The 16,558-nt window shown below is 56.4% G+C and carries 9 protein-coding genes; 1 reads left to right on the forward strand and 8 read right to left on the reverse strand.

Translation table 11 applies throughout. The features are described from left to right. The first annotated feature begins 268 nt into the window (after positions 1–268). A complete protein-coding gene (locus tag IEX77_RS06570; protein WP_188808232.1) occupies positions 269–1,438 on the forward strand; it encodes a PDDEXK-like family protein in 1,170 nt (389 codons plus the stop codon). A gap of 335 nt (positions 1,439–1,773) precedes the next feature. On the opposite strand, the gene infB is transcribed toward IEX77_RS06570, so the two are convergent. The 8 genes from infB to IEX77_RS06610 form a co-directional block, all read right to left on the reverse strand. Continuing rightward, positions 1,774–4,698 (reverse strand): translation initiation factor IF-2, encoded by a 2,925-nt coding sequence (infB, locus tag IEX77_RS06575; protein ID WP_188808233.1) that lies wholly within the window; start codon positions 4,696–4,698, stop codon positions 1,774–1,776. Between the two features lie 126 nt (positions 4,699–4,824). Next, positions 4,825–6,156, reverse strand: coding sequence for a transcription termination factor NusA (gene nusA, locus IEX77_RS06580; RefSeq protein WP_188808234.1), 1,332 nt, complete (start codon positions 6,154–6,156; stop codon positions 4,825–4,827). A gap of 47 nt (positions 6,157–6,203) precedes the next feature. Beyond that, complete coding sequence (gene rimP, locus IEX77_RS06585) at positions 6,204–6,674, reverse strand: ribosome assembly cofactor RimP (RefSeq protein ID WP_009433673.1); 471 nt, start codon at positions 6,672–6,674, stop codon at positions 6,204–6,206. A gap of 847 nt (positions 6,675–7,521) precedes the next feature. Beyond that, positions 7,522–9,339 (reverse strand): endo-dextranase, encoded by a 1,818-nt coding sequence (locus tag IEX77_RS06590; RefSeq protein WP_229770825.1) that lies wholly within the window; start codon positions 9,337–9,339, stop codon positions 7,522–7,524. A gap of 125 nt (positions 9,340–9,464) precedes the next feature. Then, positions 9,465–11,591 (reverse strand): glycoside hydrolase family 97 protein, encoded by a 2,127-nt coding sequence (locus IEX77_RS06595; RefSeq protein WP_188808236.1) that lies wholly within the window; start codon positions 11,589–11,591, stop codon positions 9,465–9,467. A 148-nt stretch (positions 11,592–11,739) separates the two neighbouring features. Next, the gene (locus IEX77_RS06600; protein WP_188808237.1) at positions 11,740–13,191 is read right to left on the reverse strand and encodes an alpha-galactosidase; all 1,452 of its coding nucleotides are present in this window, start codon (positions 13,189–13,191) and stop codon (positions 11,740–11,742) included. 28 nt (positions 13,192–13,219) lie between these two features. Then, the gene (locus IEX77_RS06605; RefSeq protein WP_188808238.1) at positions 13,220–14,779 is read right to left on the reverse strand and encodes a SusF/SusE family carbohydrate-binding protein; all 1,560 of its coding nucleotides are present in this window, start codon (positions 14,777–14,779) and stop codon (positions 13,220–13,222) included. Between the two features lie 46 nt (positions 14,780–14,825). After that, a complete protein-coding gene (locus IEX77_RS06610) occupies positions 14,826–16,550 on the reverse strand; it encodes a RagB/SusD family nutrient uptake outer membrane protein (RefSeq protein ID WP_188808239.1) in 1,725 nt (574 codons plus the stop codon). Between the last annotated feature and the right edge of the window lie 8 nt (positions 16,551–16,558).

A 16,558-nucleotide genomic window follows, 5' to 3' on the forward strand; every position in this document is an offset into this window, starting at 1 on the left:
ACTTACGAAACACATAGAAATGCTATCCAAACTCCTTTATCATTCTAGAAACCAAGCGACCGCTATACCTCCGACAGCCTCACCCAGATGAAGTCACACGCAGCGCACAGGATCCCGCGCCCTATCCTATCGAAACTCGTACATTTGCAGCCAGAGGGTATTGCAAATACAGGTAAGCGAACCCATCGAGTAGGAGTCTGCACCCCGCCCCCCCCTCTGGCTGAGCAAGGATATCAGACTTAGACAATCATCACAACACAAAATAAGTATGGATACAGAGCTGGATATACAGCGATTCTTTCAAGAGGTAGCGAGCATCTGCGCCTTAGGACAAGCACAGCAGGAGGAGCGAAATCGCAAAGGCGAAAACTACAATCTCTTTAGCATCCTTAGCATAGAGCGCTACGAATTAAAGCACTCCGCCCTAATCGCTAATCTACTCGACCCCAAGGGAAGCCACGGATGCGGCGACGCCTTCCTAAGAGCTTTCTTTGAGATCGCACTGAAGGATCTCGCCTACCCTTTCGAGGACTGTACACTCCCGCATAGCTATACAGAGTATTATACAGGCCCCATATCAGGCGACACCGGCGGGCGCATTGACATCCTCGTGAAAAGTAGCCGCTACGGACTCATCATAGAGAACAAGATTTACGCTGGAGATCAAGACAAGCAACTGACTCGCTACGACAACTATGGCAGGGAGACTTTTGGTGCAGACGGATATCTCTTGGTTTATCTCACACTCTATGGATATGATGCCAGCAAAGAGAGCACAGCCACGAAAAACGCTGAGGAAGTAGGCTACTTTCGCCTATCGTACGCGGAAGACATCCTTCGCTGGCTGGAGCAATGCGTGCGACTGGCCGACAACAAGCCCCTCGTCCGAGAGTCTCTCAATCAGTATATCCGAACTATCAAGCAACTCACCTATCAAGATATGAATCAAGAGGACATCCAAAAAATCATTGATCTCGCAGTTGATCACCCCGAAGTAGTGGCCACGCTATCAAGCAAACGTGATGCAATCGCTCAGGGAATTAGAAAGAAGTACATCTTCGCCAAACTGAAGGAATATGCCGATCAAAAGGGCTGGTTGTACGATGATAGTGAGTCTTCGTATAATGAAGAAGAGCCTAAAATCCGCCTCCGTAAAGAGGGCTGGGATGGCTCTATCATCATATCAGCAGATAGCGAAGATAAAAAATCGAACTATGGCTGGTGGATGAACCTCTGGATAGGCATAGACTCAAAGGTGACTGGAGCGAAAAAACTTGCTTGCTTAGAAAAGCAAAGTCCTGAATATCCTATGGGATGGGAGTACCTCACGACACCAAACTGGTACTCAGCCGAGAACTTCCCCGCAATGAAGACAAGCGTCGCCGAAGAGATCATCAGCAAACTTAACGAGATCATAGAGGAGTTGGGCATCAAGTAGAGTAAGTAGAGCGACCCTACCCCACACAAGGCAACATCTCCCTCCTCCCAAGCAGCGCTCCCCGAAGTCCATCGTAATACGACGCCATACAGCAAGCAGTGTGAACCTATATTAAGCGTCACGGTGACTAGTAGTGGTTACTCATCTGACCAGTACTGGTCACGACGCGAAGCAGTACTGGTCGCTATAACCAACTAGTACTGGTCAACCCAGCGACCAGTAGTGGTCGTAAAAACCACCGCACAGATAGTGCAGAAACGCATTACGCCCCAGGCTGCCGAAGCGGCCTGGGGCGTAATGTCTATTGGTATATCGTGAGTGAAGTTGACCGCGACTTAGTCGAGGGTCTTCTTGATCTCGATTTCTTCGTAGGCCTCGATGATGTCACCGACCATGATGTCGTTGTAGCCATCGATATTCAGACCGCAGTCCTGACCCATGACGACTTCCTTAGCATCGTCCTTGTAGCGCTTGAGAGAGCCGAGTTCGCCCTGGTACTTGACGATACCATCGCGGATGAGGCGGATCTTGTTGTTGCGCTTGATCTTCCCTTCGACGACCATACAGCCGGCGATAGTACCGACCTTGGTGATCTTGAAGGTCTGCTGAACCTCGAGGTTGGCCACGACATTCTCCTTGATTTCGGGCGAAAGCATCCCTTCCATAGCGGACTTGATGTCTTCGATGGTGTCGTAGATGATCGAGTAAGTACGGATCTCTACGCCCTCACGGTCTGCCAGACGACGAGCGGCCTGGCTGGGACGTACCTGGAAGCCCAGGATGATAGCAGAAGAAGCAGAGGCGAGCACGACGTCGCTCTCGGAGATCTGACCGACGCCCTTGTGGATGACGTTGACCTGAATTTCCTCCGTAGAGAGGCGGATGAGCGAGTCGGAGAGCGCTTCGATAGAGCCGTCCACGTCACCCTTGATGATGACATTGAGCTCCTGGAAGTTGCCCAGCGCACGACGACGAGCGAGTTCGTCGAGGGTAAGCCCCTTCTTCGTGCGGTTATCCTGCTCACGCTTGAGCTGCTCACGCTTGCTGGCGATGCTACGCGCTTCCTGCTCGGTCTCCATGACGTTGAAGGTCTCACCTGCGGTAGGTGCACCGTCCAAGCCAAGGATCAGAACGGGTTCGCTGGGGCCAGCATGCTCGACCTTCTGATTACGCTCGTTGAACATAGCCTTCACACGGCCATAGTGCGTACCTGAGAGGACGACGTCACCCTGCGAGAGCGTACCATTCTGCACGAGGACAGTAGCCACATAGCCACGACCCTTATCGAGTGAAGACTCGATGACGGAGCCGACGGCACGGCGCTTGGGGTTAGCCTTGAGCTCGAGAAGCTCAGCTTCGAGGAGGACCTTCTCCAGCAGTTCATCGATGTTGATGCCCTGCTTAGCGGAGATCTCCTGGCACTGGTACTTACCACCCCATTCCTCGACGAGGTAGTTCATGGCAGCGAGCTGCTCACGGATACGGTCCGGGTTAGCGCCAGGCTTATCGATCTTATTGATCGCGAAGACCATGGGCACACCAGCGGCGGCGGCATGGTTGATAGCTTCCTTCGTCTGAGGCATCACGTCGTCGTCAGCGGCGACGATGATGATAGCGATGTCCGTGACCTTCGCACCACGAGCACGCATAGCGGTGAAGGCTTCGTGACCTGGCGTATCAAGGAAGGTAATGCGCTTACCACCCTTGAAGCGGATGCTGTAGGCACCAATATGCTGGGTGATCCCCCCTGCTTCACCAGCGATGACGTTGGTATTGCGCAGGCGGTCGAGGAGTGACGTCTTACCGTGGTCGACGTGACCCATGACGGTGACGATAGGAGGACGGCTGATGAGATCAGCTTCGTCATCGACCTCTTCTTCCTGCGTGATGGCTTCGACGACCTCAGCGCTGACGAAGTCGGTCTTGTAGCCGAATTCTTCTGCGACCATCTCGATGGTCTCAGCGTCGAGGCGCATGTTGATAGACACCATCAGCCCGATGCTCATACAGGTAGCGATGACCTGCGTCACGGGGACATCCATGAGGCTTGCGAGGTCACTGACGGTGACGAACTCAGTGAGCTTCAGCGTACGGCTTTCGGCTTCGCTACGCTCCTGAGCGTCGAGAGCTGCAGAGCGAGCAGCGTCACGCTTGTCCTTACGGTACTTAGCGGACTTCGCACCCTGCTGGTTCTTACCCGTCAAACGAGCAAGCGTCTCCTTGACCTGACGCTGTACATCTTCGTCAGTGACGACAGCCTTCTGAGGCTGCTGGCTCTGACGCTTGGCCTTACGGCCGGTCTTCTGCTCGGCAGCACCCTGCTGGGCATTGCCACGACCACCGCGGTTGTTGGGGTCTGCGGAGCGACCATTACCACCATTACCATTGCGCTGTCCGGGCTTCTTCGTGCCATTGTCCGTCACCTTAGCGGCTTCGGCCTTGACATCGACGGGACCCTTACCGATGCGGGTGCGCTTACGGCCCTTGTCGGCAGCGGACTTCTTAGCGGGGCGCGTATTATCGTTGATCGAAGAGAGGTCGATCTTACCTACTACGTTGAAGCTGATCCCTGCACTTGGAGTCGAAGGGCGATAGATCTCGGGCTCACGCACCGTGGGCTCCTCTGCAGCGGGAGTAACCTTGGGCTCGGGCTTTACCTCGGGCGCTGCAGGGGCAGGCTCGGGAGCAGGCGCTGGCTTTGGCTCAGACTTGGGGGCGGGAGCTTCGACCTTAGGAGCGGGTGCAGGAGCAGGCTCGGGCTTGGGCTCAGGCTTGACCTCTACCTTGGGCTCGGGCTTAGCTGCTGGTGCAGGAGCCTCGGCCTTAGGGGCAGGAGTGGGCTTGGGCTTAGGCTCGGCCTTCGCCTTGGCGGCGGGCTTAGCTTCAGCCTTCTTCTCCGTAGAGATGGAGCCCTTGATATTGAGGCTGGGGCGGCGATCCTCGGGGACGACTGTCTCGATGTGCTTTACCTTCGCGGGAGCGGGCTCAGCAGCGGGGGCCTCGGGCTTAGCTGCAGGCTTGGCAGGAGCAGGCTTAGCAGCGGCACCACTGAGGGTGTCGAGGAGCGCGGCGATCTCGGCCTTGCCCATGCCCTTGCCGTGCTCAGCGATGAGCTGCTCGGCCACCTCGCGGGGTACGCGAGTGTTGGGGGTGATAGTATTGACGTCTAAGACGTTCTTCTTCTCTAACGAATCCTTGAATGAGCCAATCCCTACGTTGAGTTCCTTGGCCAAGGTAAAGAGCTTGATGTCCTTTGGCATGTATCTTCTCTTTTGAATGGTTTATGTCCGCCTCTTCACGGGCTCGCTGCTGGCTTGCTCGGGCTTCTCGCTATGGGTATCTACACTACAGGGAGCGACAGCTGGGCAGCGGGCGGGCGGGACGGATTAGTCTTCTTCTCCCTCTTCGGTGGCGAGCTCAGCGGCGGGCTCGTCAGCTTCGTAGGGCTCTTCTTCGGAGAACTCGGCGCTGAGGACCTCGAGGATACGGTCGAGGACGTCTTCGTCCAGCTCAGTCTTCGCAAGGAGCGTAGCACGATCCTCACGCAGTACGGACTTAGCCGTAGTATAGCCTTCCTCCTTGAGGGCTTGGATCATCTGCTCGTCGATCTCATCAGAGAACTCGTCGAGGTAGATATCCTCCTCACCCGTAGCACCCTCTTCGTCGCGGAAGATCTCGATACGGTAGCCAGTCAGGAGGGAAGCCAGCTTGAGGTTAGCAGCGTTCTTACCGATAGCCAAGGGCACCTGATCGGGGCGCATGTAGACCTCGGCCTGCTTGATTTCTTCGTCCTCGTCGCTGAGGGCGATAGCCACGGCCTTCCCAGGGCTGAGTGCGCGCTGGATGAAGAGCATGGGGTTCGTGGTGTAGGTCGTCACGTCGATGTTCTCACCCTTCAGCTCGCGGACGATGCTGCGGATACGCGAACCGTTGACCCCGACGCAAGCCCCTACGGGGTCGATGCGGTCGTCATACGACTCTACGGCGATCTTAGCGCGCTCACCTGGGATACGGGCTGCGGCACGGATCGTGATAAGGCCATCAGCGATCTCAGGCACGTTGAGCTCTAAGAGACGCTTGAGGAACTCAGGGCTGACGCGCGAAAGGATGACCTTAGGATTGCTGTTCTCGTTCTCTACACGCTCGATGACAGCGCGTACCGTCTCACCCTTGCGGAAGAAGTCGCCAGGGATCTGCTCGGTCTTGGGCATGAGGAGCTCGTTGCCCTCATCGTCGATGAGCAGGGCTTCGCGCTTCCATACCTGATAGACTTCGGCGGAGATCAGCTCGCCCACACGGCCTACGAAGCTGTGGTAGAAGTGCTCCTTCTGCAGCTCGAGAATCTTGCTTGCCAGGGCCTGACGCAGGTTGATGACTGCACGGCGACCGAAGGAGTTGAAGTCGACTGCATCGACGAAGTCCTCGCCGACGGAGATCTCCGAGTCGAAGCGCTGGGCTTCGCTCAGGGGCACCTCACGCACCTCATCGACGAAGTCCTCATCGGCGACGACGTGACGCGTGCGCCAGATCTCGAAGTCACCCTTCTTCTCGACGTTGATGATGACGTCAAAGGTATCGTCCGAGCCAAACATCTTCGACAGGACATTGCGGAGGGAATCCTCCATGACCGCGATCAGCGTATTGCGGTCGATACTCTTGAGCTCCTGATACTCGAGGAGCGCTTCGATCAAGCTGGTAGTCTCTTTCTTCTTTGCCATGGGGCTATTATATAGGTTTATTCTTCTACTGGGATGGGGTGGTGAGTTTAGAACTTCAAGACGCGCTTGGTCTGTAGCACCTCGTCCATCGGGATGGGGAGGGCTTCCTCGACCTCGATCTTGCGCTTCTGACCCTCGGGGCGTACCTTGCGTACGACGGTGAGAGTGATCGCTTCGGCAGTAGCGTCAGAGAGGACGCCCTTCTCCTTGATGCCCCCCTTACGGAGCACCTCGACCTCCTCACCGATAGCATCGGTGTACTGACGGAGGACCTTGAAGGGTGCGGTGAGGCCTGCGGAGCCGACCTCGAGCTCGAAGTCCTCTGCCTCACGGTCCAGCTGCCCCTCGATATGCTTCGAGAGGGCGACGCATGCATCGATGCTGATACCCCCACGGGCACCCAGCTCGACGATAATACGATTGCCAGGGTGGACAGCGACTTCTACAATATAATAATCGGGGTGCTCGGTGGCACAGTACTGGGAAGCAATTCCCTCGATGTAGCTCTTATCGATCATGACGCGTCTCGTAGGATAATAGGGAATGAATGCAAAGAGAGGAAGCTCTGTCGCCTCCTCTCTCGATCATCTCTTTGCCACAAAGGTAATAAAAATCACCGACATAAGCTCCCCCACCCGACACTTCTACATACAGACGCTCCCGCCCAGCACCTCCTGAAGGCACTGGTCGGGAGCGTTGATGATAGGTCCGTCACCACATAATCTGTGTCACGAGTAAAGCTCAGCGTCATGGCCTGCAGCCCATAGACACCAAATGTATCGAACGGCCCTATCACACTGTAGAAGGTGTTCTCTCACAAGCAAGGCTCCACGACCCGAGGGTAGGCCGAGAGCCCTTATCACAAGCGAACTCTCCACTGAGAAGGCACAGACACGCTGTTCTTTAATTCCTTTACAAACGCATTTATAGAGCTCCCAATGCCACCTCTTTCCTTGCTGAGAAATAGGTAGGAATATAAGGGAGAGCTATCAACCTATATTGGTCGGCGGGCTGACCTATATAGGATGGCGAAGAAAGCTATATAGCTTTGTGAAGTGACCTATATTAGGTTGTTGCTCCGCGTAGGGATAAAAGTTGTGGACGAGTGGAAGATAAGGTTGGACTACGTACGTGGCTCTAATATCTACGTACGTGGATATTTGGATTTGCGTGCCTGGTCTTTAAGACTACGTGCATAGATAGAAGAATACCACTACGGGAAAGCGCTTTTTTCTTCACGAGAAGGACACTTTTCCCTCCGCTGGATAAGAGGAATACGCGCGATAAGGCGGAAGCCCCACCCCATAGACCAAGGGTCTACGAGACGGGGCCAACAACACCTATCAACTTATGAATGAGGGGAGGCTAACGAGCGGGCGCCAGCTCCAGGACGAGCATCGTCCAGTAGTGGAGCGCAGGGAGCGTGACCGATACCACACCGCTACGCTGGGTGAATGGCAGGAGCTCGGGTGCCCCGCCACGCAGATCAGGCGAGGCTGCCCAGACACGGACGACACGCGCCGCACTCTCCAGCTGGAGCGGTAGCTGTCGCACTAAGCGAGGCTCAGAGCGAGTGCCATCGACATCCCGCCAGGAGAGGTCATTCGTCCCCAGGAAGTTCAGCAGATGCACGACCTGCTGTCTCGAGCCGACCTGCTTAGCGAAGACGGTGATAGCATCTGCCTTCGGAGGCCAAGCCGTGAGCTGGATATCGGCACTCGTCGTCGAGATACGAGGCGTGAAGGCGTGGCGGGAGGTCGTCCCACGGAGCCAGTTCTGATAAGCCGTAAGGAAGTCATAGTAGTGGACGATAGCCTCCCGTAGCTCGGGACTCATCGCCAGGGGTGCTGCGGGGAAATACTCGCGTGAGAGCATGTGGTCTCCCAGCTCGAGGTGTGACCCACCGAGGGCAAACATCACTGCATCGGTCAGTAGTACCCCTGGGGTATTCATCAGCTTATCCCCTCGCCCACCGTGATCGGCCTTATCATAGTTCAGATACGCAGCGAAGACCGTAGGGAGGCGGTGACGGCTCAGGCTATCATTGCGCTTGATGATCTCATAGAGGTTGGCAAAGGCTACTTCGGAAGTACCTCCATAGCCGTTGCCATTGCCCCAGACCTCATTGTAGCAGAAGTCCAGCTTCCCTGTACCGATGATCTCGGCATCACCATAGCCCGAGACGGCATTCATGATGAGACGCTTCTCGGGACGACGCTTCTTGACGGCCTTGATGAAGGAGGCATAGGCGCGTGGGAGATGGGCCTCGCGCCCCGTCGCATCATAGCGCGGACCACGGTTGCCCAGCTGGTCGATCTGATAGCCATCGAAGTCAAAGAGCCGATACACCTCGTCATTGCGGTCGCAGAGATAGCGTTGCCAATCTGCGTTCCCTGGATCCAGGAGGTAGATATTACTCTGCCAGCTCGAGGGTAGGCCGTGGAAGTCCTGATACCGCTTACCATCCTTGGGCTGAGCATAGAGCGCCCAAGCCTCCTGCACTCCATCTTCCGTAGCTCCCTTCCACGACCCGAAGCAGAGGTTGTAGAAGATCGACTTCATCCCGTAGCGGTGCTGTAGCTCGATGTAGTGACGGACGTGCTCGGCCTTGACCCAGCGGTTGCTGATGTCGCGGTAGGCGGGCATCAGCTGCCCCTTAGCATCGATAGGAGCGGGATAGTGATGCTTCCACTGCCAGTCCTGGAACTGCACCCCATTGATATGACAACGATTGAGGAAGGCCATCTCCTCGGCGATGCGAGTGCGCTTGGCAGCAGGGTCTCCCCCATCATCAAAGTCCGCCACGAAGCCGTAGCGGGGGAAGCGTCGCCAGTCACTGGACACATCAACAGCGATGGTAGCGACGACCAGCTCACATTCGGCAGAGCGGGTATAGACCTCTACGAGGTAGCCCTGAAAGTCCCGCCGTGGAGGGCGCCATGACCAGCGGCCAGCCTTCACCACCTCGGCATAGGGGACCTCAGCGAGGATCTGCGCACCGTGGCGGTAGCGGATGAAGAGGGCGGAGGGAGGTGTACCCGAGGCGGTGAGATATACCATCTTGCCTGGCAGATAACAGGCCTTATCGGTAGCGAGCTCCATACGGGGTAGTGTGGGCTCTTGAGCTTCAGCAGAGAAGAGGAGAGCTGCAGAGAGGGAGAGGCTCGAGATCATCTTCGGCATACGCATACATATATTAATATAGAGTGTGTGGGGTATTATGAGAGCGAGCAAGGGCATAAAGAGAGGAGGCTGAGCTACGGCACTATGCCTGTGCTCAGCCTCCTTATCTATATAGGATAGGCGGATTACTTCAGGGGCTTGAGACCCTTCGTATCCTTAGCCTCTACGATACTGATAGCATAGCCACCGCCAGCCACCGAGTGGAGCTTGAGGACGGACTTAGCCGTGACCAGTCCCTTGGTGATGGTATAGGCCTGTGGGTTGGTCTTGTAGTCGGCATCGGGAGCATCGGCATAGACCGTAGCTACATACGTCTTCCCCTTATCGAGGAAGTCCAGACGCAGGGTAGAGTTGTGTGGCTTCAGCCCTGTGACGCTACCGACGAACCAGCTGCTGGAGCCCTTTGCCTTACGAGCTGCGGTGATATACTCCATAGGCTCAGCCTCGAGGTAAATGGACTTATCCCAGTCGAGGGCGACATCCTTGATGAACTGGAAGGCATCGAGGTGCTTTTCATAGTTCTCGGGGAAGTCAGCAGCCATCTGCAGCGGGCTGTACATCGTCACATAGAGAGCGAGCTGCCCGCCGATGGTGGAGTTGGCACGTGAGCCATTGGAGCACTGCATCTCGAAGATACCAGGCGTGTAGTCCATGGGGCCACCCTGCAGACGCGTGAAGGGAAGGATAGCCGTATGCCCAGGGGTGATCCCGCCGAAGGCCTGATACTCCGTACCACGTGCGCTCTCGTTGCCGATGAGGTTAGGATAGGTGCGGCAGAGCCCCGTAGGACGGACAGCCTCGTGGGCATTGACCATGATCTTGTAGTCTGCAGCGCGCTCGATGGCATGCTGGTAGTGATTGATAGCGATCTGGCTGTAGTGGTGCTCGCCACGAGGGATGAGGTTGCCGACATAGCCGCTCTTCACCGCATCATAGCCATAGTCCTTCATCAGCTGATAGGCCTGGTCCATGTGCTTCTCGTAGTTCATGATGGACGAGGAGGTCTCGTGGTGCATGATGAGCTTCACACCCTTAGAGTGGGCATACTCATTGAGCGCCTTGATATCGAAGTCGGGGTAAGGCGTCTGGAAGTCGAAGACATATTCCTTAGAGTTGCCGAACCAGTCTTCCCAACCGATATTCCAGCCCTCGACGAGGACGCCATTGAAGCCATGCTGAGCGGCGAAGTCGATGTAGCGGCGGACGTTCTCATTATTTGCCGAGTGACGGCCCGAGGGCTTAGCCTTCGCGTAGTCGGTGATGCCGAGCTTGACGGAGGGGAACTGAGAGGTATAGGCCCAGTCACCCTTACCCGAGATCATTTCCCACCATACGCCGACGTACTTCGTGGGGTGAATCCAAGAGGTGTCCTTGATCTTACAGGGCTCGTTGAGATTGAGGATGAGGTGCGAGGAGAGGACCTTGCGCGCATCGTCGGTGATCATGATCGTACGCCAAGGGCTCTGGCAGGGCGTCTGAAGGTAGCCCTTGATGCCCTGTGCATCGGGAGTCAGCCAAGAGCGGAAGACCATGTTCTTATCATCGAGATTGAGGTGCATCGCAGGATAGTTCACCAGCGCAGCCTCGTGGAGGTTGATGTAGAGACCATCGTCCGTCTTGAGCTGCAGAGAGGTCTGTACCCCCGTCTCGGAGAAGGAGGTCTGCGAAGCATTGTCCGTCACCTTCTTCTTGAAGAGCGGGCGGATCTCACTAAGACGTGAGCGCGAATACTCGTACTCCTGCGTGTCGTAGTCACCAGGGATCCACCAAGCGATATGGTCACCCGTGAGGGCGAACTCGGTGCACTCCTCCTTGACGACGAAGTAATTCAGCTTACTGCCCTCCTGTGGGAACTCATAGCGCAGGCCGACGCCCTCGTCATATACACGGAAGCGGAGGTTCATCACACGCCCCGTCTTCTCCTGGATGAGACCCACCAGCAGCTCCTTGTAGTGATTGCGGATGGTCTTATTCTCGCCCCAGACAGGCGTCCAGGTCTCGTCAAAGGTCGAGGTCTTCTCCCCCGTCTGCGTGAAGCCCTCGAGGAGGCTCTCCGCATTGTGGAGCTCGTAGCCGAGGCGACTGGGCTTGATGACGGGCTTACCTCGGAAGGAGACCGAATAGTAGGGCTTGGAGTCACGGAGGGTGAAGGTCAGCTTCATCTCACCGTTGGGGGATGTCACCTCGGAGGCTTGGACTCGACCAGCGAGCCCCAGACATACGAGGCACATAAGCATAAAGAATCTTCTCATATCTGCTTAGCTATATGAATTGTATGGATATAAACTCGTGGAGATAGGCATGCCCCAGCCCGCACTTGGGCTGGGGCATACTACGAGCCTGCCCGCATCAGGCAACAGGCTCTACTCAACATTAAATAGATGCTCGGAGCGGAGGATCTTACAGCTTCGTGAGCTTGAGGATCTTACAGCCATGTGCAGGGATCTCTGCGGAGATCGTCCCTGAGACCGTACCTTCATCCTCATATGTCCAGAGGTTGCGAGCCTTCCACGAGCCGTGGATACCGATCTGTGAGAGCATGACGGAGCGCGTGGCGGCAGACTGATCGCGGTTGAAGAGACCGACGACCCAAGAGCCGTCCTTCAGCTGCCCGTACCAGATCTCGCCATCGATACCCCAGAGGTCACGCTTGTAGGGCTGACCGACGAAGCCGTCCTTCTGCAGGGCGAGCAGCTCTTCATTCTGGAAGAAGGTGAGGTCATGAGCATTGGGGTAGTCCGTGACAGCGATAGGCCCACCTGCCATCAGAGGCAGGGAGATAGCCGAGCGCTTCTCGTCATCGCTGGCGAAGGAGCCGAGGCGGATGAAGTCTCCATCGAGGCGGACCTTGCCACGACCCGAGATCTTCGACCAGTTGATGAAGCCGTCGAAGGCATTCTCTGAGTTAGGCCAGCCACCACGTAGCGAGCCACGGTTGTTCTCCGAGAAGCGGTACCAAGAGCCTTCGAGAGCGTCGGCATTGATACGGATCATATTGCCGGCGTACTTCTCGATGATTGCATTATTCTTGAGGTGAGGCATAACGAGGGAGACATAGACGCCGTACTTACGAGCGTACTTATTGATCCACTGCATCCCACGCACATAGCGCTCACGACCATAGCCACGGTCGATCTGGTCGCTGTAGTTCATACCGTCTTCATACCAAGAGAGGAAGTCCATACGGATGAAGTGCACGCCCATATCAGCGTAGTGCTTGAAGAAGGCCTCGAAGTGCTGCTCAGCTCCAGGGTGATCGGTGAGCACCCAACCGAACTGATCATTCTTCGTGGGGTGGAGGACATCCTTATCCTTCTCGGGATTGTAGCGCAGGCTACCGACAGTGATGCCGTCAGTACCTGGGATGATCGCATTGGGATTGCTATAGTGCAGCCAGAAGGGATTGTCGTAGACCCCGAGCTTGAGGCCCTTAGCCTTGAGCTTGGCGATGATCGTCGAGAGCTCGATCTCGGGAGAGTTCTCATCCTTCTGAGAGCGGCTGTAGCGCGTCATATACCCGTTGTCCCCACCCATAGCAGCGAAGCCATCGGTGACGAGCATATCGTAGCCGTAGGGCTTGAGCTTAGTAGCGACGAAGTCAATAGCTTCATCCCAGTCCTTCTCGGTGAAGATATTGGGGAATGAGCCGTCCTTCTCCTGCTGACGCAGTGCGCCATAGACGCTCCAGTAGAGCGGAGCATAGTCCATACCAGGGTCTTGAGCCAGTGGTGTCAAGCCCTGCGTAGGGTCGACCTTGTCGACGCTGAGGTCACTCGTCACGTCCCACGTGTTGCTATTGCAGCTGGTCATAAGAGCTGCCAGCGCCAGTGCGGCGATGAGATATTTCTTCATATTCCTATTGTCTTGTTAGAGTCGTCGGCTATGCACCGATATACGTGACGTTGATCTTCTTCGTGGAGAAGTTGATAGTGATCTTGTAGGTACCTGCCTGCGTCACCTTCCACTTGTGGTCAGCGCCGCCCTTGACGACGTCGCCAGCACTGATGCCCGAGGCATTCACCTCCGTATCAGCCTGAGGGGCCTGAAGCCAGTCACCAGAGAAATCATCGTTGGTCGAGGTGAGAGCCACCTTGAACTCCCCGGTACCGAGAGCACCCTGCCATGAGAACTCGAGGGGCGAGGAGCTACTCTTCGTCATCGCCGTCCCCTTGATATCCCAGCCCTTAGGTGTAGCATCACCGACGAGGCGTGCCTCAGCAGTAGCGATACTCGTGCTGGCACCACCGACGTATTCGGCGGTGAGCTTGTGCGTCTTCATATCGATGGTGAGGACGTAGTTGCCAGCCTTCGTGACCTTCCACTTATTGTCAGCACTCTTATTGGTACCAGCGACGACGTCCAGTGCGCTGGTCGTAGCGTCCGAGATCTCGACATCGGCAGCCGAAGCATAGAACCAGTCCTTAGCTACGTCGTCAAAGCCGCCAGTATTCGTGGCCATAAGCTTCAGTGCACCAGCCTTGAGCTCGCCAGCGTAGACGAACTTATGCTCACCGACCTTCTTGAAGGCAAGCGCCTCGCCGATATTCCAGCCACTGGCAGCATCGCCAAGAGCGTAGAGCGTCTCGGTCTTCCAAGGATCGCTCTTGGGGGCAGCGGTGAAGGACTCTACCTTGATCGTACGGTTCGTGACGTCGAAGACGAGCTTATACGTCCCAGCCTCGGTGACCGTCCACTTATTGTCTGCGCCACCAGCGACCATACCCTGCTTGGACACCCCTTCGTGGCTGAGTGTCACACCTGCCTCGGGAGCCTGGATGTAGGGACCAGCGTAGTCTTTGAGGACCGTAGCGTCAGAGACGAGCTTGAATTCGCCCGTCTTCAGTGCACCCTCATAGGTGAACTGCAGGGGGCTATCGGAGGCCTTCGTGAAGGTCGTAGCCTCCGTCGTTGACCAGCCCGCGGGAGTAGCGTCACCGATGAAGCCAAGCGTAGAGGTCGTGATAGGTGTCACGGGCTCTGCGCCCTCATAGACAGCCTGGATCGTGCGCTCGCGGAGGTTAATCGTCAGCAGATAGGTACCCGACTCGGTGACCTTCCACTTCGTATCGTCACCACCTCGGCGGACGCTGATGCCGCTCTCGGAGACCCCCTTGCTATTGATCTCGGTGTTTGCCTTCGGAGCATAGATGAAGGTCGCCCCCCAGTCGCCCTTAGCGAGAGGGAACTTCAGCTCCCCTGCGGCGAGACGACCATGGTAGGTGAAGACGAACTTATTGCTGGCATCGCGCACCAGCTCGGCAGGATTGTCGATGCTCCAGCCCGCAGGCGTAGCGTCACCTACCATATAGAGATGGTCGACCTTGAGAGGGAGCTCCTCGTCGATGACTACGATGTCCTTGTCATCATGGCATGACTGGAGGACCGCTGGGACGGCGAGCACAGCGAGAGCCCATATCCCATACTTGAATATTCTGTTCATATCTAATCTGTGTGCTTTAGAGATTACACTTTAGTATGTAGTGGAGTTAGTAGCCGGGGTTCTGCTTGAGGTTGCGGTTAGCCCCAAGGATATCTCGGTGAAGCGGGAAGATGAGTGTGTGGCTATCTGCATCGGCCTTCTTATCCCACCAAGCATCGAGGAACTTCCCGAAGCGGATGAGGTCGATACGGCGACGCCCTTCGGCGAAGAACTCACGGCCCCATTCGGCGAGCATCTCCTTGAGATCAAGCTGTGCTGCACCCTCGGGAGTGTAGAGTGCTGTCGACCAGTCGGTGGAGGGATAGTTACGCTTACGGACGCTATTCAGCAGCTGGGCAGCTGTGGTTGCATCACCACTGCGGAGCTTGCATTCGGCGAGGCTGTAGATGATCTCAGGCAGGCGGATCTCACAGTAGTCCGCCTCGAGCTGCCCTGACTCATCGTCTGAGTAGAGGGGATACTTGGCGAACATCCAGCCAGAGTTATCGTCCCCGTCCTCCAGACGGCTCTCAGAGGTAGCGAGCCACTTATTCCCGTCGGTCCCGCCAAACTTCCCTACGGCATCACGCAGGTCAAGCGTGTAGCGGCCGTTGTGATCCTTGAGGTAGGCCGTCTGCCCCTTGTCATCCGTGTAGGAGATCTTGCCGAAGATGAAGAGCCCTTCGCGGCGGTTGTTACCGAGGTTCGTGTACATCTTCAGGCGGACATCGGAGGGATATTGCTTGAAGCGCTCGATAGGCATACCTAGCTCATAGGTGTACTTCTCACCCTTGGGGTTGTAGCTGGGAGAAGCCGAGTACTTGATGTTGTGCGTACCGACCTTGTTCTTGGTATCCTTGAGCCAGTCACTGGCCTTAGAGGGGACAGACCACCAGAACATATCACCATTGTAGTGCCAGTGTGTACGACCCGCTGATGCAGGGAAGGCGAAGATGACTTCGTCGGAGGTCTGGTTGTCCCAGTCGAAGGCAGCGTCCCAGCGGTCAGCTACCTTGTAGGAGCCGTACTTACCGTCGAGGATATCCTGAGCGTACTGCGCACACTCGGTGTAGTGGTCCTCACCGATGTAGACCTTTGCATTGAGGTAGAGGCGCACCAAGAGGGCTGCGGCACTGGCCTGCGTCCACTGACCTTGCGCGGCCTGATTGCCACCGAGAGAGGTCTTGCGAGTCAGCTCGGGCAGGACTGCCTTCAGCTCAGACTCGATGAAGTCATAGACCTTGCGAGGCTCTACCTGCCCCGCGGAGTTCTTGCTCGTGTCGTAGTAGCTCACCGCCAGAGGGACGTTGCGGAAGGCGTCCAGCAGACGGAGGTAGAACCACGCACGCAGCACTCTATTCTGCGCCTTGAGGTTCTTGAACTCCGCATCGGAGAACCCGAACTTTGCAGCTGAGCGCTGCTCAAGGTCCTCGATCACGAGGTTGGCCTGCATGATCCCCTGAAAGCAACCATTGTACTCCGTCTGGGCTTCGCCATTGGTCGTGAGCCACTCATGGCGGTGCATACGTGCCCAGCGTCCACCATCATCCCACCAGTCTTCGCGGGTGGGGGTGATGAGCTGGTCAGCGGACTCTTCATTGAGCACGTGGCGGCTCTGCACGCTCCAGAAGGCGTGCTCGAAGGGGCGGAAGACGGCACGGATGACGTCCGACTTCGTATTATAGTAGTTCTGTGAGGCGACCTGATCGTAGAGATTCTCGTCCAGGTTAGTACATCCCACGAGGCTGGCAGCGACGAGCGCACCTGCCATATATTTCATTGTCCTTCTCATTGCTTACT

Source organism: Porphyromonas pasteri (assembly GCF_014647755.1).
GTDB classification, from domain to species: Bacteria; Bacteroidota; Bacteroidia; order Bacteroidales; family Porphyromonadaceae; genus Porphyromonas; species Porphyromonas pasteri.

Bases quoted from the DNA above. Each gene is read 5' to 3' on its own strand.
- IEX77_RS06570 (WP_188808232.1), top strand. From the start codon at position 269: ATGGATACAGAGCTGGATATACAGCGATTCTTTCAAGAGGTAGCGAGC.
- infB (WP_188808233.1), bottom strand. From the start codon at position 4,698: ATGCCAAAGGACATCAAGCTCTTTACCTTGGCCAAGGAACTCAACGTA.
- nusA (WP_188808234.1), bottom strand. From the start codon at position 6,156: ATGGCAAAGAAGAAAGAGACTACCAGCTTGATCGAAGCGCTCCTCGAG.
- rimP (WP_009433673.1), bottom strand. From the start codon at position 6,674: ATGATCGATAAGAGCTACATCGAGGGAATTGCTTCCCAGTACTGTGCC.
- IEX77_RS06590 (WP_229770825.1), bottom strand. From the start codon at position 9,339: ATGCCGAAGATGATCTCGAGCCTCTCCCTCTCTGCAGCTCTCCTCTTC.
- IEX77_RS06595 (WP_188808236.1), bottom strand. From the start codon at position 11,591: ATGAGAAGATTCTTTATGCTTATGTGCCTCGTATGTCTGGGGCTCGCT.
- IEX77_RS06600 (WP_188808237.1), bottom strand. From the start codon at position 13,191: ATGAAGAAATATCTCATCGCCGCACTGGCGCTGGCAGCTCTTATGACC.
- IEX77_RS06605 (WP_188808238.1), bottom strand. From the start codon at position 14,779: ATGAACAGAATATTCAAGTATGGGATATGGGCTCTCGCTGTGCTCGCC.
- IEX77_RS06610 (WP_188808239.1), bottom strand. From the start codon at position 16,550: ATGAGAAGGACAATGAAATATATGGCAGGTGCGCTCGTCGCTGCCAGC.